Genomic DNA, 21,166 nt, shown 5'->3' with positions numbered 1-21,166 from the left:
ACCCGACTTGGTGACAATCGGGATGGACGGCGACGATGTTACCCAGCATCGTGTGGATTGGTCACTCTAGAACGACAGAACGACACAACAGGAGACTGCCTTGGCCTCAGCACAGGAACGCATGTCGCGGGTGGATACCGCCTGGCTTCGGATGGATACCGAGGCGAATCTGATGATGATCGTCGGGGTGTGGTTCATCCGTCCGGGCATCACGGTGGCGGCGCTGCGCGAGCGGGTGGAGGCCCGGCTGCTGCAGTACGCGCGTTTTCGCCAGCGCGTGGTGCAGGACGCGCTGGGCGCGGCCTGGGAAGAGGACGAAGACTTCGACATCAACCGCCATGTGCTGCAAGAGATCCTGCTGCCGCGGCGCGGGCAGTCGCGCCAGGCAGCACTGCAGCAGCGCGTGGCCGAACTGGCCGCCACGCCGCTGGACGCCGCGCATCCGCTGTGGCAGTTTCAGCTGGTGGAAGACTACGAAAACGGCCAGAGCGCCTTGATCGCGCGCATCCACCACTGCATCGCCGATGGCGTGGCGCTGATCACCGTGATGCTGTCCATCACCGATGGCGGCAAGGCGCCGCCCCGGCGCAAGCAGCAGCCGCGCGATGATCAGGACTGGCTGACCGATGTGCTGCTGCGCCCCATCAGCGACATGACCATCAAGGCCATCCACCTGGCGGGCGACGGCGTGGGCAAGTCGGTCGACGTGCTGGCGAATCCGCCGCATCCGCTCGACAGCTCGGTCGATATGGCGCGCATGGGCTACCAGGCCGTCAGCGATGTGGCGGCTTTTGCGCTGATGGAAGATGACTCGCCCACGCTGCTCAAGGGCCCGCCCGGCACGCGCAAGAAAGTGGCCTGGGACGACGGCCTGCCGCTGGACGCCGTCAAGGCGGTGGGCAAGGCGATGAACGCCTCGGTCAACGATGTGCTGCTGTCCTGCGTGGCCGGTGCCTTCGGCCGCTACCTCAGTGCGCAGGGCGAGAACCCCAGCGGCAAGGAAATCCGCGTGATGGTGCCGGTGAATCTGCGACCGCTGGAGAAGGCCTATCAGCTCGGAAACCGCTTCGGCCTGGTGCCGCTGGTGCTGCCGATCGGCATTGCCAATCCGGTGGAGCGCCTCTACGCGGTGCGCCAGCGCATGCAGGAGTTGAAGGGCAGCTTCCAGCCGGTGTTGGCCTTCGGTCTGCTGTCGGTGGCGGGCCTGCTGATCAAGCCGGTGCAGCACGCGATGCTGGGCATCTTCGCCAAGAAGACCACCGCGGTGATGACCAATGTGCCCGGCCCGGCCGAGGCGCTTAAGTTCTGCGGCAGCACGGTGGAGCGGGTGATGTTCTGGGTGCCGCAATCCGGCGATATCGGTGTGGGTGTCTCGATCCTGACCTATGCCGGCAATGTGCAGTTCGGCCTGATCACCGCCGAGGCGCTGGTGCCCGAGCCGCAGGCCATCATTGACCACTTTGCGCCCGAGTTCAACAAGCTGCTGATGCTTACGCTGATGCTGCCCTGGGGCGAAGAAAACGAGTTCTGAGCGGCATTCATTGCGGGGGGCTGCCGAGCGAGTAGTTTTCGCTAAGGTGAAAGCACAACGGCTCGGGGTGTATCGCAAGTCCGCTTCTGGATGAGCTGGTGACCTCCTGTTGCTGAGCTTTCAAGCCTCAGCACCTGCACCGTCTTGCCTATGCCTGTTCTGCACGCACTTCTTCCTGGTCTTCTGTTTTTTGTCCATGCGGCAATCCTTGTCCACAGCCTTGCGACGCCCACTTCGCCCACGGTCGCCCCGGTTTGGTTCAGTCTTTTCGCAGGGGCGTCGTTCGGCGGGTTCTTCTGTTTTTTTGGCAAGGCTGCGGAAGTCAAGCCAGGCCTGAATGCGGTCAACGTGTTCCTGCCGCAGCGCCATTTGCCTGGAGTGCCCGCAGGCCTGGCCTATGGGCTGCTGTTGCTTGCAGTGATCCTGCAGGCCTGGGTCATCCTCGGCTTGGAGTTCGACATCCTGGCCAGGCTTTCCAGCATGTGGATGGTTTTCCTTTCTTGCCCTGCCGTGCTCGGCGTCTGCCATCTGCTTGGCAAGAAGTTGCTCAGCTGAGCCGTTCGCCCGTCTCGGCATCGAACACCCACATCGACGCGCTGGGCAATTCAAGCCGGATCTCCTGCCCGGTTGTCAACGCGGGCCAGCCCGGCAGACGCATGTGCAGCCGTTGCTCACCGAGCTGCAGTTGCACGCAGCAATCCGGCCCCAGCGGCTCGATCAGGCGCAGCTGGGCCTGCAGGCGCAGCGTGCCTGGCTCGCTGCGCAGCTGCTCGCTGCAGCCCAGAGTCTCGGCCCGCCAGCCCAGCAGCAGGGAGCGGCCCACCATGCTGTTGAAGGGCGGCAGGCAGGCCCGGTCGGGCATCCACTCCTGCGACTCGGTGCCGGGCGCCAGCAGGCGCAAGGCGCCGTCGGTCGCCAGCCGGGCCGGAAGCAGGTTCAAGCCCGGGCCCGAGAGGAACTGCGCGACGAAGAGATTGTCCGGCTGCTGGTAGACCTGCTGCGGGGTGCCCACCTGCTGCAGCCGGCCTTGCTTGAGCACCGCGATGCGCTGGCCCAGCGTCATCGCCTCGGTCTGGTCATGCGTCACATAGATCGCGCTGCGGCCCAGGCGCTGATGCAGCAGCTTGATCTCGCCGCGCATCTCGGCGCGCAGCTGCGCATCCAGGTTGGACAGCGGCTCATCGAACAAGAAAAGCTGCGGATGGCGGGCCAGCGCACGTCCCATCGCCACCCGCTGCCGCTGCCCGCCCGAGAGCTGCGCTGGGCGTCGATCCAGCAGGCTCTGCAACTGCAGCAGCTGGGCCACTTCGGCCACGCGGGCCTCGCGGCGCGCGCGCGGCCAGCCCTGCATTTCAAGCGCGAAGCCCAGGTTCTGCGCCACGCTCATGTGCGGATACAGCGCGTAGTTCTGGAACACCATCGCGATGTCGCGTTCGCGCGGGCTCAGCGCATCGAGCCGTCGTCCGTCCAGCGTGATCTCGCCGGCGTCCGCCTGCTGCAGGCCGGCCACGATGTTCAGCAAGGAAGACTTGCCGCAGCCCGAGGGGCCGACCAGGATCAGCATCTCGCCGGGATCGAGATCGAGATGGATGTCGTCCAGGATCTGCTGGCCGCCAATCCGCTTTTGCAGGCCGCGGATGCGCAGGCCGCTGTGGCGTTCGTTCGTCGTTGTTGTGATCGTCGTCATCATCATTGTGTTCGTCACCCCTTGACGGCGCCGGCGACCAGGCCGCGCGTGAAATGCCGCCCCGCCAGCAGATAGACCAGCAGCGTCGGCGCTGCGGCCAGCAGCGCGGCGGCCATCTCCAGTGGATAGGCCCGCGCGCCGGTCTCGGTCTGCGCCGCCAGCTGGGCCAGCGCCGCGGTGATGGGTCGCGCACCGTCAGGGCCGAACACCAGGCCGAACAGGTATTCGTTCCATATGGTCGTGAACTGCAGGATCAGCACCACCACGAAGATCGGCCGTGACAGCGGCAGCACGATGCGCCACAGCAGGCGCCAGAAGTTGGCGCCATCCAGGCGCGCCGCGTGCAGCAGCTCATCCGGGAAGGACAGGAAGTGGTTGCGGAAGAACAGCGCCAAGGGCAGGCTGTAGATCACGTGGATCGCGATCAGCAGCCCCAGCGACCGGTCCAGGCCTAGCCGGGCCATGCTGATCGCCAGCGGCAGCAGATAGACCTTGATCGGCAGAAAGAAGGCCAGCACCAGCAGCAGCCCCACCCAGCGCTCGCCCTTGAAGCGGTATTTGCACAGCACGAAGCCGTTGATGGCGGCCAGCAGGGCCGACAGCAGCACCGCCGGCACGGCCAGCATCAGGCTGGCGCCAAAGCTGCCGGCCAGCAGACGCCAGGCCTGGCGCCAGGCCGCAAAACTGGGCTCGGTAGGCCAGGACAGAAAGCTGCCCTGCTGCACCTCCAGCCCGGACTTCAGACTGTTGGCCAACATCAGCAGCACCGGCATGGCCACGATGACGGCGGCCAGCACTGCGATCACGTACAGCAGCAGGCGCCTCATGCCGCCGTACTCCGCGGCGCGCTGCGCCTGAAGGCATAGGGCAGGGCGATGGACAGCACCATCATCACCATCACGATGGCGCTGGCCGCCCCCAGCCCCAGCCGGCTGCGTTCGAAGGCCATCTGGAACATGTAGAACGCGGGCAGCTCGCTGCTCTGGCCTGGGCCGCCTTCGGTGAGCACGGCCACCAGGTCGAAAGTCTTGATCGCGGCGGGCAAGAGGATCAGCAAGGCCGAGAACAGGCAGGGCCCCAGCTGGGGCAGCAGCACGCGCCGATACAGCGTCCAGCCGCTGGCGCCGTCGAGCCGGGCGGCCTGCACCATGCTCTCGTCGATGCCGCGCAGGCCGGCCAGGAAGATGGCCATCACGAAGCCGCTGATCTGCCAGACGGCCGCCACCACCAGCGCATAGACCGCCATGTCCTCCTGGGCCAGCCAATCCCAGCGGAATTCAGTCCAGCCCAGGCGCCGCACGCCTTCGGCCAGGCCTTGTTCCGGGTCCATCAGCCAGCGCCAGGCGCTGCCGGTGACCACCATCGACAAAGCCATCGGGTGCAGATAGACCCAGCGCAGCACACCCTCGGCGCGCAAGCGCTGGTCCAGCAGCACGGCCAGGCCCAGGCCGATCAGCAAGGGCAGCAGCACAAAGCCCAGGCTGAAGCGCAGCAGGTTCCACAGCGAGGCCTGCCAGCGCGGGTCTTCCAGCAGGCGGCGGTATTGCAACAGGCCGACGAAATCGTTGCTGGGCAGCAGGTTGGAGCGCGTCAGCGACAGCCAGCCGGTCCACAACAGGAAGCCGTAGAAGAACACGGCGCCGAGCAGCAGCATCGGTATCAGGCAGACCAGCGCAGTGCGGCGTTCGGCGCCGGAGGCCCGCAGGCCCTTCATCAGGCTCTTCATGATTCTTTTAGTCCCTGCTCGACATGGCCTGCATCAGCCGGCGCTGCGCCTGTGGCGCCGTCATTCGATCGCTGGCCCAGTAGGCGGACAGCGCATCGCGCAGGCCGCCATAGGCGCTTTCACCCAGCCGCGCACTGAGCGCCAGCACCAGCTGCCCCTGTTCATCACCGGCATTGAAGTCGGCGGCCGAGCGCTGCGCGCAGGCGTTGAAACCGGTCAGATCGGCGGCGCGATGCACCGGAATGCCGCCCTTGATCTGGGCCAGCTGGCGTGATGTGCCGGCCTGAAGCAGCAGGCTGGCCAGCTGCCGTTGTGCGGCCACTTCCTTGGGGTCGTCGGCAGCAAAGAAGATCAGCCGGTCGAACTCGAAATAGTGCAGACGCCCATGCCCTGGTGCCGAGCTGCAGTCGTAGTCACGTCCGGCCTGCCAGCCCGCTTTCTGGAACTCGCCATTCGCCCAGTCGCCGGTGAACTGGAAGGCCGCCTTGCCCTGCAACAGCAATGCCGTGGCGCCAGCCCAGTCGCGGCTGACCTGGCCGGCGTCGGTATAGGCCTTGAGGCTGCGGAATTCGGCCAGCAAGTCCTGCATCTGCGGGCTTTGCAGCAGGCGCGTGTCGGCCTGCAGCAGCGCGCGCTCGAAGAAATCGCGGCCCGCCCGGCCGAGCACCAGATTGACGAAGAGGCTCAGCCGCTGGCCGGCCGAGCTGCCGATCGCCAGCGGCAGCACGCCGCGCGCTTGCAGGGCCTTGGCCGTGTCATGGAACTCGTCCCAGTCGCGCGGCACACCCAGCTGCTGCGCGCGCAGCAGACGCAGATTGCTCCACATCACATTGAGCCGGTGCACATTGAGTGGCACGGCCACCGGACGCTGCTCATGGCGCAGCTCGGCCGCCACCGCATGCGGCAGCGCGGTGAAGGCCTGCGCGACACCAGGCCCCAGGTCGGCCAGCGGCACGGCCTCGCCCCACACCCGCACCGATTTGTCGGTCTGCGCCAGCGAGGGAGGCTGCCCCGACAGAAAGCGCGTCTTGAGCACCGTGTTGGCATTGGCCGCCCCGGCCACGGCCGAGGTCTTCAAGGGCAGGCCGGCCTTGTGCGCCTGATGGCGCAGCTCGGCCACCATCGCGGCCTCGCTGCCGGCAGTCCACCAGTGCAGCAGCTCCAGATCCTTGGCCTGGCCCTGTGCTGAAAGGGCGATCATCGAAGCCATTAGCAGAGCGCGTTTCATGCGCGGCCCTCCTGCCCGCAGCGCAGATCAAGGCGCTGCTGCAGCGCATTCACCAGGGCGGGCACCATTTCGTCCACCAGCTCGGCGCACTGATGCAGGCAGCGCTGCGCGGCGCGCGCCTGTGCTGCTGGCATGGGCCTGGAATCGCCCCACAGCGCCAGGCCAAGATGGGCCAGCAGTTCGAGCCGATCCAGCAGCAGCGCCGGCACCACGGCCAGGGATTGACGCCAGCCGGGCAGCTGCTGCAAGAGCTGCTGCAGGGCCGAGAGCCACGCGGGGGCGTCATCACCCAGCTGGGCCATCAGGGGGCTTTCGGTCGGCAAGGCATCGGCCAGCTGATCCAGCGCCTGGTCCTGGTGGTAGGTCTGCGTCTGCTTCTTGGCGTGATGCCGGGCATAGCCCGCGCCGGGCTCCAGCCACAGGGCCAGCGCACGCAGCGCCGGTGTGTTGGCCGGGGCCAGGTGCTGCAGCAGCGGGCCGGCAGGGTCAGGTTCCAAACATCCCGTGGCTTGCAACCAGCGCTGGCTGGCGGCCAGCCGCGCGGGCAGGGCGGCCAGCGCCTCGGTGCTCACTGCGGGGTCACGCCACAGACGCTCGGCAATCGCCAGCAGGCCCGGGCCGCAGCGCAGGGCCAGCTGTGGCGCCTCGATCAGCTCCGACCACAGCGCGGCCTCGCCGCCCCAGACGGACAGCGCCGCTGCAGCCGGGGCGGCGCTGGGCCAACCCTCTGCCGCATGCACGCCCAGCGACTGCCAGCGGCAGCTGACGCGCCGGTTGCCCAGGCGCAGCCAGCCGAGGGTCTCGCTGTCGTCGCTTGGTGCGCCGGCTTCCGGCCCCCACAGCTCCAGCTCGCCCAGATCACTGTCGACCCGCAAGCGCCAGAGGCAATGGCCATCCTCGATGGGCTGCGGCGCCAGCGCTTCGGCCAGGGTGCCGCTGCTGCGCAGCCACAGCCTCGGCCCCTGGCTGGCGTCCAGCCACAGACGGCCCTCCAACGACCAGGTGCCCAGCTGGGCCTCCAGCGCCCAGGCCATGCCGGTCTGCGGCGCGCTGGGCACGGCTGAGGGCGCGGGCAGGCGCCGCCAATGCCAGGCCGCGCTGTGCAACTGGTCGAGGTAGTAGCCCGCGCTGCGCAGCCGGCCGGCCACGCCCTGGGCTGGCCAGCGCAAGGCTGCTTCGCCCCGCCAGGCTTGCAGCACGCTGCCGGCGGGCAGCACCGCGTCCGGGGCTTCGCCCAGCTCGTCCCAGGCCACCAGCCGCCGGCCGTGGCGCTGCAGGATTGCGCCTACGCGGCTCAGGTAGTGCGATTGCAGCGCCGCCAGCGTCGTGCCCCTGGCGGCGGCACGTTGCGCCCAGGGCTGCGGCGCCATCTCGTCCCCGCCCAGATGCACGTGGCGGTCGGGGAACACCTCGGCCCATTCGGCCAGCAGGCCGTCGATGAATTCGTACAGCGCATCCTGTTCGGGGTCGACCGCGCAGGGGAAGACGCCAAAGCCGCGCTGGGCTGCGCCAGGGCGCGGCTCGCACAGCAGCTCGGGATAGGCCAGACCCAGCGCCCAGCAATGGCCGGGCAGGTCCAGCTCGGGCAGCACGCGTATGCCCCGGGCCGCCGCTTCGTGCACCAGTGTCCTGGCCTGGTCCAGGCTGTAGTGAAAGCCGCCTGAGGCCATTTGCTGCAGGCGCGGAAAGCGCTCAGAAGCCAGTCTCCAGGCCTGGTCGTCGCAGAGATGCCAGTGCAGCACGTTCAGCCGCGCGGCGGCCATGGTGTCGAGCAGGCGCAGCAGCGCGTCCATCGGCAGCGGCCGCCGGGCCACATCCACCAGCAGGCCGCGCCAGGGGTGGCGCGGCGCATCCTCGATCTGCAGCGCAGGCAGGTGGCTGACGCCATCGATGCGCGCCTGCATCCACAGCTGCGAGAGCGCATGAAGTCCGTGGCTGGCCCCCGCCCGGGTGGACGCGGTCAGCTGAACCTCGTCGGCCGACAGGCGCAGCTGGAAGGATTCATCGTCGCCCAGCTGCGGTATCGGCTGGCCCAGCGCCGCGGAAGCGGGCAGATGCAAGCGCAGCAGCGCTGCAGCCGGGGCGGTATCGGCCGCGGCCGGCAGCAGACGCAGGGCCAGCGCGCCGAGCTCGGCTGGCAGCGCATGCAGACCGCGCAGGCCCAGCACAGCGGGCCCCGCGCCGGGCATCAGGCGCAGCGCTTGTGGCGCCGGCAGCAGGCCCACATCAATGCGCGGCGGTGTGGATCTGGCCTGAGCAGTGGGGGCAGCAAGTGAAACGGACATGGCGGCCATCTTGCGCCGGGCCGACTTTTGCGTGCCTCAAGGAAAGCTGAAGATTGCCTCAAGGCGGCTTGCTACGCGAAAGGCCTACACCGGGCAGTAGGCCACCGCGTCGATCTCCACCTTGGCGGCGATCATCAGCCGCGACTCGACGGTGGATCGTGCCGGCTTGCCGCCCGGGAAGTAGCCCATGTAGACGCGGTTGAAGGCGCCGAAATCGCGCGCGTCCTCGAGCCAGATGGTGGTCTTGCAGACATCGTCCAGCGTGGCGCCGGCCAGGGCCAGTGCGGCCTGCAGATTGGCCATCACCTGCCGGGTTTGGGCCTCGATGCCGCCAGTGACGATCTGGCCCTCGGCATCGACCGGAACCTGGCCCGACACATAGACGAAATCACCGGCCCGAACGGCGGGTGACAGCGGGCGCGGCTGGCGATCGCTGGCGTTAGGTTCTGCGCCCAGGTAGACGAGGCGGCTGGGCTTGGGGGTGGGGGTGCTGGGGTTCATGGGCGCGCAGTCTCGCTGCCGGGCTCAGCGCATGCAAGCCTCGCCTTTAGACAGCCTTCACAAACCGTTTGCGATGATGCCGCCATGCAAGACGACGACAACAACAGCAACGATCTGGACACTCCGCGTGCCGGCTGGCTGGGACCGTGGCTGAAAGGCTTTCCGGCGCTGCAGGCGCCGCTGCCGCTGGAGCAGGTGGCGCAGCGCGCCTGGCGTCTCGGCGCGCCTGAGCTGCCGCTGCCGCTGGCCGTGCTTCGGCAATCGGCGCTGGCGCACAACATCACGTGGATGCAGACCTTTGCGCAGGAGCAGGGCGTGCAGCTGGCTCCGCATGGCAAGACCACGATGAGCCCGCAGCTGTTCAAGCAGCAGCTGGCGGAAGGCGCCTGGGGGCTGACGTTTGCGAACGTGCATCAGCTGCGGCTGGGGCTGGTGGCCGGTGCCCGGCGCGCCTTGCTGGCCAATCAGCTGCTGAGCGCCGCCGATCTGGCCGAGCTGCTGGATCTGCGCCGCCGCCATGGCCAGCCGGAGCTGGCCTTCTTCGTGGACTCCAGCGCGCAGCTGGCGCAACTGGCCCAGCATTGGCAGGCACTGGGTGCTGCGGCGCGTGGCGAGGCGCGGCTGGATGTGCTGATCGAGTTGGGCAGCTCGCGCTGCGGCGTGCGTCAGCCCGAGCAGGCGCTGGCTCTGGCCCGGCAACTTCAGCAGCACCCGGCGCTGCGGCTGCGCGGACTGGCCTTTTACGAGGGTTTGGAAGCCAGCGGCGAATCGGCTGCTGATCGTGCCTTGCTGCAGCACTGGCAGCAGCGCGTGGAGACCGTGCTGGCCGGCATCGAATCCGAGCAGCTGATGGACGACGCTGACGCAGCGCCGCTGTGGCTCAGCGGCGGTGGCTCGGCGCTGTTCGACCTGGTGGCGCCAGTGCTGGCGGGCCAGGGCGGCGCCTGTCGGCCGCGCCTGGGTCTGCTGCGTTCGGGTTGCTATGTCTGCCACGACCGCGGGCTCTATCAGCGCATGGTGGCCGAGGTCGATGTGCGCCTGGGCACGCCGCTGGGCGCTGCGGGCCATGGCGAGAGCGCGTCCAGCCTGCGCCCCGCGCTGGAGGTCTGGACGCAGGTGCTGTCCTGCCCCGAGCCCGGCCTGGCGCTGCTGAATGCGGGCCGGCGCGATGTGGGCTTTGACCAGGGCTGGCCGCTGCCGGTCTGGCATCTGCCTCAGGCGCCCGCTGCGGCCCGCAATCCGGCACCGGCAGGCTGGGCCATCACCGGGTTGAACGACCAGCATGCCTATCTGCGCTGGGATGCCGACAGCGTGGTCGGGCCGGCCGTGGGCGACCGCGTGGCGCTAGGCCCTTCGCATCCCTGCACCACCTTCGACAAATGGGCCTGGATGGCCGTGGTCGACGATGACGACCGGGTGGTGGACGCGATCACCACGCAGTTCAGCTGAGCGTCCATGGCGGCCGCTTCATCATCTTCATCTTCTTCCGGGCTCTTGCTGCACGGCGCGCGCCTGGTGGACGGCACCGGCAAGACCGCGGCCTGGCAGTGCGATCTGCTGATCCGGGACGGGCGCATTGCTGCGCTGGGCGCGCAGCTGCACCGCGAGCTGGACCCGGCACTGCCGCGCCGCGATTGCGCAGGGCTGGTGCTGGCGCCGGGCTTCATCGACGCGCACAGCCATGACGATGCCGCGCTGATCACCGGGCCGGCGATGACAGCCAAGCTCAGCCAGGGCGTGTGCACCGTGGTGACGGGCAACTGCGGCATCTCGCTGGTGCCGCTCCTCACCGAGGAGCCCGCGCCGCCGATGAACCTGCTGGCCCGCGAGCAGTTCCGTTATGGCAGCTTTGCCGCCTGGCGTGATGCGGTACATGCGGCGCGGCCGGCCGTCAATGCGGTGGGCCTGATCGGCCACACCGCGCTGCGCATGCGCTGCATGGCGCGCTGGGACCGGCCCGCCAATCCACAAGAGCTGGCCGCCATGTGCGAGCTGCTCGACCAGGCCTTGGCGCAGGGCGCGATGGGCTTGTCTTCCGGCGTTTTCTACACGCCGGCTGCGGCCGCAGACCGCGCCGAGCTGCTGGCGCTGGCCCGGGTGGCAGCGCGGCATGGCGGCGTGTATGCAGTGCATCTGCGCGATGAGATGGCCGGCGTGCTGGACGCGATCCAGGAAGCGGCCGACTGCGCGCATGAGGCCGGGCTGCCGCTCGTCATCTCGCATCACAAATGCGCGGGCCGCGCGCAGTGGGGGCGCAGCCTGCAGACCCTGGCCCTGATCGAGCGTCTGGCTCAGCGCCAGGCGCTGGGGCTTGATGTGTATCCCTATCTGGCGGGCTCCACCGTGCTGCGCGAAGACCTGGCCGATGGCCTGACGCCGATCCGGCTGACCTGGTCCAGCGCCCACCCGGAGCTGGCCGGGCGCTGGCTGGCCGACATCGCCGCCGAGTGGCAGCTCAGCGAGCCCGAGGCGGTGGCTCGCCTGCAGCCCGGCGGGGCCTGCTACTTCCAGATGCATGAGGACGATGTGTCGCGCATCCTGGCCCATCCGTTGGCCATGATCGGCTCCGACGGCCTGCCGCATGACAGCGTGCCGCACCCGCGGCTGTGGGGCGCATTTGCCCGGGTGTGGTCGCACTACGGGCGCGAGCGCGGCCTGCTGACGCTGGAACAGGCGGTGCACAAGATGAGCGGTCTCGCCGCCCAGCGCTTCGGCCTGCGCGACCGCGGCGTGCTGCGCGCAGGTGCTGCTGCCGACCTGCTGCTCTTCGATGCGGCGCGCTTCAGCGACCGGGCCGATTACGCCACGCCCTGCCTGCCGGCCGACGGCGTTGAGGCGGTCTGGGTGAATGGCGAGCTGGCGTGGGAGCAGGGGCAGGCGAGGGGCTGCGCAGGGCGGGTGCTGAGCCATTGAGTTGGCTGTTTCTGCTGACGCTTCGATCGTGGCCACGGCGCCTGCTGCGCTAGCAAGCCCTGCGGATCGATAGGGCCAGCCGCACCAGGCCGCCCACGGGCGCCGTTGAACCTGCCCTGAGGTGAAACAACAAAGGCCCGCATCGCGGGCCCTTGAGGGGTGGCGGCTTCAGCCGATGGATCAGTTGGTGCCCGGACGAACCATGACGGTGTTGGACACAGCGCCCGTGGTGGCATTCACGATCTGATGCAGACCCTGGATGCTGTTGTCCGGCCCGGCAACGTTCACGTTCAGCGCGCCGCGGGGCACACCAGTGAAGCTGGCGATGTCCGCTGTGTTCAGAACGATGGTGCCGCGGGCCGGGACGGAACCCGTGGCTGCCGTGCCGAGCGCCACAGTGCTGCCGTCTTCGGTCACTGCAGTAATCGTGTAGGGCCGGGCCGTCGAGCCGGTATTGGTCAGCACGATGCGGCTCAGCCAGCCAGCGGGCACCTGCACAAAGCTTGCCTGCAGCTGCGTGCCGTTGCGCGTGATCGAACCCAGGTCGAGCGGGCCGAGCTTGTTCACGGTGTAGGTCGCAGCAGCGGCCGACACGGCGTTGAAGGTCTGGGCGTAGGTCGAGGCCGGGATGGCCACACCCGTGCGCGGCGCGTAGCACAGCGACAGACCGGCCACCGCAGCCGCACCGGTGTCGAAACGCGCCGAGGAGGCCGTGATGGTGGAGGCCGGCGTGCTCACTACCGAGCAATCGGCGGTAGACGAGAAGTACACGCGGTTCAGCGCGGCACCCGTGTAGCTGCCGTCGGCGTTGGCCACTGCCGAGAAGTCGCCGGCGACGCTGTGGTGTGAGCCCGCCGCCAGCAGCGTGGCGAGCGTCACCGCGCTGCCGTCCGCAATGCGCGGCGCCGGGCTGCGCAAGGCGAACGTCGCCGTGCCGATCGCGGCGCGGTCGACCGAGTTGGTGGGCGTGGCCGAAACAAAGCGGGTGAACGAGGGCGCGGTTTCGACGTTGGCAACCGCGCCAACCGCGGTGCCCGTCAGCGTGTAGCTGGTGTTGAAGCTGATGTAGCTGCCAGAACGGCTCACGATGCGCCCGGTGGCGCCGCCGGCTAGGGCCTGCGAGGGCTGGTCGTACAAGCCGTAGGTGCAGGTCGCGTCAGCGCTTGATGAAATGCTGCGGTTGCCGTTCACCGTGATGGTGGACGTCGCCGTGGTGTTCGCATTGGTGGCCGTGATCGAGAAAAAGATCGCGTTGGTGCCCAGGCCATTGATGGCGCCCATGTTCGCCGCCGACGAGGCCACTGCGGCAGAGCCTGCCGCAAAAGTGATGTGGGCCGGGCACTCGATACGGGCATAGCGCACCTCACCCGACGAGAGCGAGTGACCCAGCACGGTGCTGAGGTTCAAGTCCCCCGAGCCATTGGTGAGCGTCACCGGCGCGTCGACGGAGGCGTTGATCTCTTTGGCATACAGCACCGGAACCGGCGTCGTGTCGCTGATCACCACACCGGTAGGCGTTGGCGCTGCACCGACCCAGGCCAGGCCGCGGCGGATGCCGCTGGTGCCGAGCCCCGTGGCCCCCACCAGTGTGGCCGCACCGGTGGTGGTGTTGACGGTGTAGAGGTTGGCGCTTTCTGCAGCGTTTCCTGGCGCGAGATAGAGCACATTCCCCACCGGGTCAAAGGCAAGGCCGGCCTCGTCCACGTTGAAGCCGATCGCCCCGATCGTGGACCATGTATTCCCCGCAATGTCATAGCGCATCAGGTTGGCCCCGCCCACGCCATAGACATAGCCGCTGGTGCCACCCGGGGCGTAAGCCAATCCTTCGACATCGCTTGGCGCAGCGGCCAGGGCCACGACCGCGCCGCTGCTCGGGTTGATGCGGTTGAAGTTGCCGTTGTCGGCAGCCCAGCAATCACCGGTGTTGGGGTTGCAATCCAGGCCGTTGAGCGGGCTCGCTCCAGCAGCTGGCAGGGTGGCCGTCGCCCCCGTCGCCAATGTGATCCGTCGCCCGGAGCTCGCACTGCCCGTCAGGTAGCCCACCACCTCGCCGCCGGCTTGTGACCCCAGGCCGCTGAACTCCAAAGCCGCCGTACTGGGAATCGCCGTGGCCACGCCTGTCGCGGTGTTCAGCGTAAACAGGCCCGTGGCGCCAGTGGCTCGGCTCATCACCAATTGCTGGGCCAGAGCGGGCCATACGGCAACCATGGCAGCAAGAGCAAGCGCAAGGCGACGAAACTTCATGAATTCTCCAGAGGGGCGGCGCCCTCGGCGATGGTGAAGAAAGAGTAACCGAGGACAGCGGGGGCAGGGCAAATGCCGGCATTCCGGGCCTTGGACTTGCCGTTCATTGGTCTGCGACGGAGTGATCGATGGATCGATGGACCGCGCGCCGCAGATGCAGTGCTTCCTCAGACCTTGAGCCAGTCCGACAAGGGCTCGACATAGTCGCTTGGCAGCAGATGGCCGGAGTCGAAGCGCAGGTGCTTCTTGTCCGGGCTCGGGATGGCTTCGAAGAGGGCCTGGTTCTGCTTCGGGCTGGCGTGGTCATCGTCGTCCGCCGTCAGCAGCCATACGCGCTTGCCTTGCAGCCCCGCGACCAAATTGATGGGTGCCACGGCGGCCACGTTGTCGCCCAGGTGCGGCGGCACCATGGCCGCGACGGCCTGCACGCGCTCATCCAGCCCGGCCAGCAGCAGTGCGCCCTGAGCGCCCATGCTGTAGCCGGCCGCCGTGATGCGCGTGGCATCAAGATGGGCTTGCTGCAGCAACCAATCCAGCAGCACGCGGTGGTCGCGCACCGTGTCGATGATCATCTGCTCATAGGCTTGGCGTTTGCCGAACCAGTGCATGTCGCGCATCGCGCGCTGCGCCGCATGAGGCTGACCCAGCGCCCTGCGCTGGCCGTGCGCACGCGCATCGATGGCCACCACCGCGTAGCCTTGCTGCAGGGCCATCTGCGTGATTCGGTGCGTCTGCTCGATGGTGGGTTTGCCGTTGACCTCCGCTTGCCACCAGCGCATGTGGCTGCGGCCCATCGCGTGCATGCCGATCAGCACCGGAAAGGGCTGGGCCGCCTGCGTGGGATCGCTGGGATAGACGATGCGGCCCGTGAGCAGCGCGCCATCGAAACTCTGCAGGCGGATATCGACCGCGTGGCCCTCAGCCGGGGTGAACGCCTCCCGGTAGGCATAGCGCGCCTGCAGCTCGGCGGTGCTGACGCTGTAGGGTTTCAGCCAGACGAAGTGCCAGATGGCGGCGGCTGCGGCTGCCACCAAGGCCGTGAGAATTGCGACCGCCTTGTATGCGCGCCTGTGTTTCATCATCATCGCTCCGATGCGTGTTCAGAAGGGACTGCGGACCGGTGCGGGTGGCAAAGCCCCTGCACCGGTCTGCGACGCAACGCTAGCGATGGCGGTGTGAACGGCGCGTGAAGGCGGCGCCCCGTGCGCTCAGGCGGCTGTCTCGAAGTCCTTCATCACGCCGGCCTCGGCAGCCAGCCAGTGCTGCACCGCCGGGGGGAGTGCGCTCTGCACGAACTCGCGTCCGAGCCTGGCGTAGGAGCGCTGGTTGGGCACCAGGCCGTCGCGGCTGACGGCGGCGCCTTTCATGTAGCCGGCGGCGCAGGGTGTGCCGTCCTCACGCAAGAACTCGAAGCGCATGTAGTTCCAGGCGTGGTCGGCCCCGGCAAGGGCGAAGCGGATCCGGTAGCACTGCCAGGGCGCCAGAGCCTTTCGGTAGGTGATGAAGGCGCCCCCCGACATCGGGCGCCAGCCGGCCTTCAGCATCGCCTTCGCGAAGCCGCTGCGCACGAAGTACTCCACGAGCATCAGGTCGACGATGGTCAGGTAGCGGCCGTTGTTCATGTGGCCGTTGATGTCCAGGTCGTTGGGCAGGACCCGCAGTCGCCGCTCGATCCAGTCACCGGGCTCGATCGAGTGCAGGCGGGCCGAGCGCAGCAGGGCCCAGAGCAGGCGGATGTAGAGGTTCATCGCGGGTCCATAATTGGTTCGATTATGAACAGTATAGTTCGATAACGAACCAAATGAGCAAGCCTTCAAAGCGCCTTCCGGCGCGTGCAGCCGCCAGCGGCGCGCTCGCTGCCGATGCAAACCGCGATGCCGATGCCGTGCGCTCCTGGCTGTCGGTCGTCAATGCCTACCACCTGTGCGACACCCTGATGGCGCGCCGTCTTGCCGAGCTGGGTGTGCGTGTGCCAGAGCACGAGATCCTGGCCAATCTGCGCCGCGATCCCGGCATTACCCAACAGCTTCTCGCCTCACGCTGCTTCTCGGCCAAGAGCCACATCAGTGCACTGCTGACCCTGCTGGAAGGCCGCGGCTGGGTGCGGCGCGAGCCCGACCCAACGGATGCGCGCGCCAAGCGGCTGTATCTCGCCCCGGAGGGCGAGCGCATCGCCGTGCTGACGGCCGCGGTGCAGTCAGCCGTGGTGGCCGCGATGACCGATGGCGAAACGGAGGATGCGTTGCGAGAGGTGACCGAGGCGATGAAGCGGGTCGGCGCGCGGCTGAAGGCGCAGCTCGACGGCTGATGAAGCCAGCCAGGCCGAACGCTCGGGCCTTGGGCGCCGGGCCTGCGGCCTCAGACCGTCTGGCTCGGGTTCGCTGCCCAGGCCTTGAGCATCAGGCGTGCGCCCGAGACATTGGTGGCGCAGGGCACATCGTGCACATCGCAGGCGCGCACCAGCGCGTTGATGTCGGGCTCGTGGGGTTGTGGCGTCATGGGGTCGCGCAGGAAGATCACGCCGTCCATCTCGCCCACTGCCAGGCGCGCGCCGATCTGCAGATCGCCACCCAGCGGGCCGGAGAGCACGCATTCCACGCGCGTCAGGCCCACCTCGGCGCGCAGGCGCCCGCCGGTGGTGCCGGTGGCGATCAGATCGCAGCGCTGCAGGAACTCGGCGAACTCGGTGGCCAGCTCCACCATGGCGTTCTTCTTGCGGTCGTGGGCAATCAGGGCGATTCTCATGGGCGGCATCTTAGGGCGCGACGCGTTACAAGCGAGGTACTTCCTGCGTCGGCGCTCCGGCGAACGCGCCGATTGCACCACCCCTTGCCTGCCGGCAGCTGGCGTTGAAGCGGTGCGGGTGAATGGCCAGTTGGCGCGGGAGCGGGGGGCAGGCGAGGGTGTGTGCGTGGGGAGATGATCCGTATGGTTAGCATGTCGTCGCGGGGCTGCGTTCAATGCCGGTGAAGCAGCCAGCGCAAGAGCAGGTCGGCGCTGTCTCTGGATGTTCGACGCCAAGCGAGAAGGCCGCCCCGCCAAGGGGAATTCCGGATGAGTCATCCGTTCCAGGGCCTTCAGACTCGCGTTAGCGCCCCTGAGTTTTCCTGTCCGGGTGCAGGCGGGAGTTGCTGCACAGCGGTGGTGAGACCGGGGTCGGACCCGGCGCAAATCGGAGGAAGGTGACGGCCATGAACATCGGTGCAACGAGGATCGGGATGCGGCCAGCGTCGGGCCGTTGCGTCCGATGGCGTGGCTGCCGCTCGCGCTCTGCGAATGCTGCGTCCGTCGTGCTTGTTGCCGGCGCGCTGGCCTGCCAAGGTGTCCATGCCCAACAGGCCGCGCCCGCTGAAGCTTCGAGCCTGCGGCGCAACGAAGCGCGGCTGATGCTCGACTACCAGACCGTGCGCGTGCAGGGGGACAGTCCCATTGACCTGCTGGGCTTTCATGTCTACGTGCCGGTGACCGAGGGGGTCTCCGTTGGGGCCGGACTGATGGGGCCGCTCATCGCCGGACAGTACGGGGGCTTCATGGGGGCCAGCGTCGGCGTCCAGGGGCGCATCCGCCTGGGCGGCCCCGTCGTGGCTCTGGGGGCCCTGGCGGCTGGCGGGGGCGCCGGTGGACGCAGCCCCGAGCACGCCAAGAAGCTGTCCGGCACGGGCAGCTTCGTGCGCGGTCAGCTCGCGCTGGGCTATGACGCCGGCGACTTCACGGTCGGCGCCGGCGTGTCCAGCATCAAGTTCCGTCGCTCGCTCATCGACAACAGCCAGCTCAATCTCTTTCTGGACATTCCCTTCAGCTATCTCAGCGGCTCCTACGCACAGCGTGGCCAGCCGCTGTCTGCCGCGGACGAGCAGCGCGCCGCCCGGGAGATGGGCGAAACCATGCTGAGCTTCTCGCTTGACAACTACCGCCAGCTCCAAGCCCGGGGCAGCTACACCGGCACGGTCCGCACGGGGGAGTTCCAGTTCGCGCACTTCCTGACGCCTGAGCTGTTCTGGTTCGCCAATTTCGCCAGCGCCTACGCCGGCCTGCCCACCTACAACCAGCTCCTCGGCGGCGTCGGCTGGCGTTGGCGGCTGGCGCCGTCCTGGCGGCTTTACGCCCAGCTCGGCGTGGGCTCTGGCGGCTACGCACCAGAGCAGATCGACACCGGCCCGGGCCTGCTGGTCTATCCCAAGCTCTCGGCCGAATTTGCCCTGGGCAAGAACCTGGGCCTGGCGGTCTCGGCGGGTTACCTCAGCGCGCCCAAGGGCAGCTCGCGCAACCCGACCTACGGCCTCACGCTGACCAGGCACCTGCGTTCCGGCCAGGGCGGCGACTCCGCACCAGCCCCGGCCAGTTACGAGGGCCTGCGCCTCACCCTGCTGCACCAGTCGGACACCCAGCTGCGCTTCCGTGATATCGCACGGCCCGCCCTGCACATGTTGGGCCTGCAGATCGACATGCCCGTGAGCGAGCGCTGGTACCTGCCGCTTCAGGCCTCGGCGGCCTACACCTCCTACCTCGGCTACCCCGGCTACGCCGAGATCTTTGCGGGCGTGGGCGTACAGACGCAGCTGGTGCCCGGCGAACGCGTGCAGGCATTCGGACAGCTGATGGCGGGCGCCAACGTGCATGGCAAGGGCGCCAAGGTCAACGCCGGCCTGCGTTACCTGCTGGACGAGCGCCTGGCCGCCAGCCTCAGCGGCGGCCGCATCGAGGCCCGCAGTGCCAGCGGTGGGCGCTACAGCGCCAACAATGTGGTGATCGGCCTGGACTATCGGTTTTCGGTGCCGACCCGCTGAGGCGCCCACGGGAGTTGGCCAGCAAGTTGCCCAGTTTGCGGGCCAAGGCTCATACAGGCGTGTGCGGTGTGTGGCTTGGCAGCGTGGCCACACTGGGCCAGCGTGCCCACAGCCGCCGCGGCTGCTGGGTGCGAGCGGCCTGCAGTTCAGCCGCCGCCCCCCAGTCCCCTCGGAAAACGCACCTCAACCGTCGTCCCCACGCCGCCCGGCCCATCCAGCAGTTGCACGGTGGCGCCGTGCTGGCCGGCGGCGCGCTCGACGATGGTCAGGCCCAGGCCGCTGCCGTGGCAGCGGGAGCCGTCGAGCCGGACAAAGCGCTCGAACACGCGCTCGCGCAGGGCCGGCGGAATTCCGGGCCCCTGATCGCTGACGCGCAGCACGATGGCTGCGGCTTCATCGTCATCCGTGGCGTCCAGGCTGACAGTGACATGGGCACCGTCGGGCGAGTACTTGATGGCGTTGTCCACCAGGTTGTCGACCAGGCTGCCCATCGATTCGCGGTTCAGCCACATCTCCAGGTGTTCGGGCGCCACCAGCTCGAGCTCGATGCGGCGTTGCACCGCCAGGCCGCTGGAGAGCGCGATGCGCTCGCGCACCAGGTCCACCAGGTCGTGGTGGCTCTTGCTCAGGTCCAGCGAATCGGCGCCCGAGCGCGCCAGCGCCAGCAGCTGGTGCACGGTGTGGGTGGCACGCTGCACGCCCAGGCGCAGGCGTTCGCGGGCTTCCTCGCGCGCCTGCGTGTCGCCCTGGTCCAGCGCCTCGGCGCCCAGCTGCACCACGGCCAGCGGCGTCTTCAGCTCATGCGCGGCATCCATCAGGAATTCGTGCTCCCGGTCCATGCGCTGCTGCAGCCGCCACATCAGCGAGTTGACGGCGTTCACCAGCGGCTCCAGTTCCTTGTAGGGCGTCGGGGGCAGCGGGGTCAGGTCTTGCGCCGAGCGCTGCGAGATCAGCGCGCCCATGCGCCTCAGCGGGGCAAAACCCAGCCGGAACAGCAGCCACAGCGGCAGCACCAGCAGCGGCAGGCCGTAGAGCAGGGGCCGGGCGTAGTAGCTGAGGCCGTCCAGGCTGAAGTGCCAGTCGCCCGGGCGCTCCTGCCAGCGGCGCACCACCAGGCCGCGCGCATCGTCGCGCTGCTCGACGAACAGCCAGGCAGAGTCTTCACCGGCGCGGGCCTCCTGCGGCAGCACCCGGTCGCGGCCCATCAGATCAGGCTTCAGCTCGATCAGCAGCTGGTCGCGCTGCAGCACCTGCATCAGCCGGAACGGCGGGCGGTGGCCCTTCTGGCGCCATTCCTGGTCGCGCAGGGCATCCAGCGTTTCAAGGGCTTGCTGTAGGGCCTGGGGCTGGTCGGCGGTTTCGCGGGCACGGTCCAGCGCGAGGCCGGCCCACAGCGCGTTCTCGGCCTGGCCGTTGCGCACCTGCAGCACGCCGATGTCGATCAGCTCGCGGGCCACCAGCACCAGCCAGGTCAGGAACAGCACCGCGAACAGGGCGCCCACGCTGCGCCCGAACAGCGAGCGCTGCGCGGGGGCGCCCGGCAAGCTGCTCAATGCCGTTCCACCAGATAGCCCACGCCGCGCACGGTGCGGATGTAGCCCTCGCCGATCTTGCGGCGCAGGTTGGAGATGTGCACGTCCAGGCTGCGGCCGTCCATCTGGCAGGGCGCTCGGTTTTCCAGCTGGCGGCGGGTGACCACGCGATCAGGCATCTTGACGAGTGTGAGCAGCAGGCTGAACTCGGTGCGCGACAGCGGCAGCCGCTCGATGCCGCGCCGCACTTCCATGCGCGGCTCGTCCAGCACCAGATCGCGCAGCATCCACTCGGCGGCCTGATCGGCGGCATCGGTGCCCAGGCTGCGGCGGATCACCGCACGCAGCCGCGCCAGCAGCTCCGAGCCTGCGAAGGGCTTGACCAGATAGTCATCGGCGCCGCCGTCCAGACCTTCCAGGCGGTTCTCGATCGCGTCGCGGGCGGTGATGATCAGCACCGGCAGCTTGCGGTCACTGCGGCGGATGCGGTGCAGCAGCTCCATGCCGTCGCCATCGGGCAGTCCCAGATCGAGCACCACCGCGTCGAAGCCGCCTTCCTGCAACCACAGGCGGGCGTCGGCGATGCGGCGCAGCCACATCACCTCATGTTCAGCGTTCTGCAGCAAGGCTTGCAGCGAGCGGCCCAGCTCCAGATCGTCCTCGATCAAACAGATTCGCATGGCCGGACTTTAGCGAGCCGCGCGTTAAGGATGTCTTAACAAGCCCTTGAAG

The 21,166-nt window shown here is 68.4% G+C and carries 18 protein-coding genes; 6 read left to right on the top strand and 12 right to left on the bottom strand.

Going from position 1 to position 21,166, the window contains the following annotated elements:
• The first annotated feature begins 121 nt into the window (after window positions 1-121).
• Both ACIQ67_RS02340 and ACIQ67_RS02335 read left to right on the top strand, forming a co-directional pair.
• Window positions 122-1,531: a wax ester/triacylglycerol synthase family O-acyltransferase gene (locus ACIQ67_RS02340; protein ID WP_397532808.1), complete on the top strand. Its 1,410-nt coding sequence runs from the start codon at window positions 122-124 to the stop codon at window positions 1,529-1,531.
• 150 nt (window positions 1,532-1,681) lie between these two features.
• Window positions 1,682-2,086 carry a hypothetical protein gene (locus ACIQ67_RS02335; protein WP_397532740.1) on the top strand — a complete coding sequence of 135 codons (405 nt, stop codon included), beginning with the start codon at window positions 1,682-1,684 and terminating at the stop codon, window positions 2,084-2,086.
• Here ACIQ67_RS02335 and ACIQ67_RS02330 read toward each other — a convergent pair.
• The 6 genes from ACIQ67_RS02330 to ACIQ67_RS02305 form a co-directional block, all read right to left on the bottom strand.
• Complete coding sequence (locus ACIQ67_RS02330) at window positions 2,079-3,218, bottom strand: ABC transporter ATP-binding protein (protein ID WP_397532739.1); 1,140 nt, start codon at window positions 3,216-3,218, stop codon at window positions 2,079-2,081. The two genes, ACIQ67_RS02335 and ACIQ67_RS02330, sit on opposite strands and share 8 nt — an antisense overlap.
• A 14-nt stretch (window positions 3,219-3,232) precedes the next feature.
• Window positions 3,233-4,045 carry a carbohydrate ABC transporter permease gene (locus ACIQ67_RS02325; RefSeq protein ID WP_397532738.1) on the bottom strand — a complete coding sequence of 271 codons (813 nt, stop codon included), beginning with the start codon at window positions 4,043-4,045 and terminating at the stop codon, window positions 3,233-3,235.
• Window positions 4,042-4,944 carry a carbohydrate ABC transporter permease gene (locus tag ACIQ67_RS02320; RefSeq protein ID WP_397532737.1) on the bottom strand — a complete coding sequence of 301 codons (903 nt, stop codon included), beginning with the start codon at window positions 4,942-4,944 and terminating at the stop codon, window positions 4,042-4,044. Before ACIQ67_RS02320 ends, ACIQ67_RS02325 begins: the two co-directional genes overlap by 4 nt.
• A gap of 7 nt (window positions 4,945-4,951) precedes the next feature.
• A complete protein-coding gene (locus ACIQ67_RS02315) occupies window positions 4,952-6,172 on the bottom strand; it encodes an ABC transporter substrate-binding protein (protein WP_397532736.1) in 1,221 nt (406 codons plus the stop codon).
• The gene (locus ACIQ67_RS02310; RefSeq protein WP_397532735.1) at window positions 6,169-8,457 is read right to left on the bottom strand and encodes a family 20 glycosylhydrolase; all 2,289 of its coding nucleotides are present in this window, start codon (window positions 8,455-8,457) and stop codon (window positions 6,169-6,171) included. The genes ACIQ67_RS02315 and ACIQ67_RS02310 overlap by 4 nt, the downstream gene beginning before the upstream one ends.
• A gap of 84 nt (window positions 8,458-8,541) precedes the next feature.
• Window positions 8,542-8,958 carry a RidA family protein gene (locus ACIQ67_RS02305; protein ID WP_397532734.1) on the bottom strand — a complete coding sequence of 139 codons (417 nt, stop codon included), beginning with the start codon at window positions 8,956-8,958 and terminating at the stop codon, window positions 8,542-8,544.
• Window positions 8,959-9,042: 84 nt separating this feature from the next.
• Here ACIQ67_RS02305 and ACIQ67_RS02300 point away from each other — a divergent pair, with 84 nt between their 5' ends.
• Window positions 9,043-10,407 (top strand): alanine racemase, encoded by a 1,365-nt coding sequence (locus ACIQ67_RS02300; protein ID WP_397532733.1) that lies wholly within the window; start codon window positions 9,043-9,045, stop codon window positions 10,405-10,407.
• A 6-nt stretch (window positions 10,408-10,413) separates the two neighbouring features.
• Window positions 10,414-11,871, top strand: a complete 1,458-nt coding sequence (locus ACIQ67_RS02295; RefSeq protein WP_397532732.1) for an amidohydrolase family protein — start codon at window positions 10,414-10,416, stop codon at window positions 11,869-11,871.
• A 180-nt stretch (window positions 11,872-12,051) separates the two neighbouring features.
• On the opposite strand, the gene ACIQ67_RS02290 is transcribed toward ACIQ67_RS02295, so the two are convergent.
• From ACIQ67_RS02290 to ACIQ67_RS02280, 3 genes are all read right to left on the bottom strand, one after another.
• The gene (locus ACIQ67_RS02290; protein ID WP_397532731.1) at window positions 12,052-14,040 is read right to left on the bottom strand and encodes a hypothetical protein; all 1,989 of its coding nucleotides are present in this window, start codon (window positions 14,038-14,040) and stop codon (window positions 12,052-12,054) included.
• Between the two features lie 242 nt (window positions 14,041-14,282).
• On the bottom strand, window positions 14,283-15,194 hold the full coding sequence (locus ACIQ67_RS02285) for an alpha/beta hydrolase family protein (protein ID WP_397532730.1): 912 nt from the start codon (window positions 15,192-15,194) through the stop codon (window positions 14,283-14,285).
• A gap of 129 nt (window positions 15,195-15,323) precedes the next feature.
• On the bottom strand, window positions 15,324-15,863 hold the full coding sequence (locus tag ACIQ67_RS02280; RefSeq protein WP_397532729.1) for a thioesterase family protein: 540 nt from the start codon (window positions 15,861-15,863) through the stop codon (window positions 15,324-15,326).
• Between the two features lie 53 nt (window positions 15,864-15,916).
• Here ACIQ67_RS02280 and ACIQ67_RS02275 point away from each other — a divergent pair, with 53 nt between their 5' ends.
• Window positions 15,917-16,423 carry a MarR family winged helix-turn-helix transcriptional regulator gene (locus ACIQ67_RS02275; RefSeq protein ID WP_397532728.1) on the top strand — a complete coding sequence of 169 codons (507 nt, stop codon included), beginning with the start codon at window positions 15,917-15,919 and terminating at the stop codon, window positions 16,421-16,423.
• Between the two features lie 50 nt (window positions 16,424-16,473).
• Here ACIQ67_RS02275 and ACIQ67_RS02270 read toward each other — a convergent pair whose 3' ends face one another.
• On the bottom strand, window positions 16,474-16,860 hold the full coding sequence (locus ACIQ67_RS02270) for a methylglyoxal synthase (protein ID WP_397532727.1): 387 nt from the start codon (window positions 16,858-16,860) through the stop codon (window positions 16,474-16,476).
• Between the two features lie 641 nt (window positions 16,861-17,501).
• Here ACIQ67_RS02270 and ACIQ67_RS02265 point away from each other — a divergent pair.
• A complete protein-coding gene (locus ACIQ67_RS02265; protein ID WP_397532726.1) occupies window positions 17,502-18,902 on the top strand; it encodes a hypothetical protein in 1,401 nt (466 codons plus the stop codon).
• A 146-nt stretch (window positions 18,903-19,048) separates the two neighbouring features.
• Here the strand turns inward: ACIQ67_RS02265 and ACIQ67_RS02260 are convergent, their stop codons facing one another.
• Together ACIQ67_RS02260 and ACIQ67_RS02255 are read right to left on the bottom strand one after the other, a co-directional pair.
• The gene (locus ACIQ67_RS02260) at window positions 19,049-20,455 is read right to left on the bottom strand and encodes a sensor histidine kinase (protein ID WP_397532725.1); all 1,407 of its coding nucleotides are present in this window, start codon (window positions 20,453-20,455) and stop codon (window positions 19,049-19,051) included.
• A complete protein-coding gene (locus ACIQ67_RS02255; protein WP_397532724.1) occupies window positions 20,452-21,114 on the bottom strand; it encodes a response regulator transcription factor in 663 nt (220 codons plus the stop codon). The genes ACIQ67_RS02260 and ACIQ67_RS02255 overlap by 4 nt, the downstream gene beginning before the upstream one ends.
• Window positions 21,115-21,166: the final 52 nt, after the last annotated feature.

Origin of the sequence: Roseateles sp., assembly GCF_044373315.1 — a bacterium.
Classification (GTDB): Bacteria; Pseudomonadota; Gammaproteobacteria; order Burkholderiales; family Burkholderiaceae_C; genus JACDQM01.
This window is presented reverse-complemented; position numbering and strand designations above follow the sequence as displayed.

What these genes read in the sequence shown, in the direction of transcription:
- ACIQ67_RS02340 (WP_397532808.1), top strand. Translation starts at nt 122, where the DNA reads ATGTCGCGGGTGGATACCGCCTGGCTTCGGATGGATACCGAGGCGAAT.
- ACIQ67_RS02335 (WP_397532740.1), top strand. Translation starts at nt 1,682, where the DNA reads ATGCCTGTTCTGCACGCACTTCTTCCTGGTCTTCTGTTTTTTGTCCAT.
- ACIQ67_RS02330 (WP_397532739.1), bottom strand. Translation starts at nt 3,218, where the DNA reads ATGACGACGATCACAACAACGACGAACGAACGCCACAGCGGCCTGCGC.
- ACIQ67_RS02325 (WP_397532738.1), bottom strand. Translation starts at nt 4,045, where the DNA reads ATGAGGCGCCTGCTGCTGTACGTGATCGCAGTGCTGGCCGCCGTCATC.
- ACIQ67_RS02320 (WP_397532737.1), bottom strand. Translation starts at nt 4,944, where the DNA reads ATGAAGAGCCTGATGAAGGGCCTGCGGGCCTCCGGCGCCGAACGCCGC.
- ACIQ67_RS02315 (WP_397532736.1), bottom strand. Translation starts at nt 6,172, where the DNA reads ATGAAACGCGCTCTGCTAATGGCTTCGATGATCGCCCTTTCAGCACAG.
- ACIQ67_RS02310 (WP_397532735.1), bottom strand. Translation starts at nt 8,457, where the DNA reads ATGTCCGTTTCACTTGCTGCCCCCACTGCTCAGGCCAGATCCACACCG.
- ACIQ67_RS02305 (WP_397532734.1), bottom strand. Translation starts at nt 8,958, where the DNA reads ATGAACCCCAGCACCCCCACCCCCAAGCCCAGCCGCCTCGTCTACCTG.
- ACIQ67_RS02300 (WP_397532733.1), top strand. Translation starts at nt 9,043, where the DNA reads ATGCAAGACGACGACAACAACAGCAACGATCTGGACACTCCGCGTGCC.
- ACIQ67_RS02295 (WP_397532732.1), top strand. Translation starts at nt 10,414, where the DNA reads ATGGCGGCCGCTTCATCATCTTCATCTTCTTCCGGGCTCTTGCTGCAC.
- ACIQ67_RS02290 (WP_397532731.1), bottom strand. Translation starts at nt 14,040, where the DNA reads ATGAGCCGAGCCACTGGCGCCACGGGCCTGTTTACGCTGAACACCGCG.
- ACIQ67_RS02285 (WP_397532730.1), bottom strand. Translation starts at nt 15,194, where the DNA reads ATGAAACACAGGCGCGCATACAAGGCGGTCGCAATTCTCACGGCCTTG.
- ACIQ67_RS02280 (WP_397532729.1), bottom strand. Translation starts at nt 15,863, where the DNA reads ATGAACCTCTACATCCGCCTGCTCTGGGCCCTGCTGCGCTCGGCCCGC.
- ACIQ67_RS02275 (WP_397532728.1), top strand. Translation starts at nt 15,917, where the DNA reads ATGAGCAAGCCTTCAAAGCGCCTTCCGGCGCGTGCAGCCGCCAGCGGC.
- ACIQ67_RS02270 (WP_397532727.1), bottom strand. Translation starts at nt 16,860, where the DNA reads ATGAGAATCGCCCTGATTGCCCACGACCGCAAGAAGAACGCCATGGTG.
- ACIQ67_RS02265 (WP_397532726.1), top strand. Translation starts at nt 17,502, where the DNA reads ATGCTCGACTACCAGACCGTGCGCGTGCAGGGGGACAGTCCCATTGAC.
- ACIQ67_RS02255 (WP_397532724.1), bottom strand. Translation starts at nt 21,114, where the DNA reads ATGCGAATCTGTTTGATCGAGGACGATCTGGAGCTGGGCCGCTCGCTG.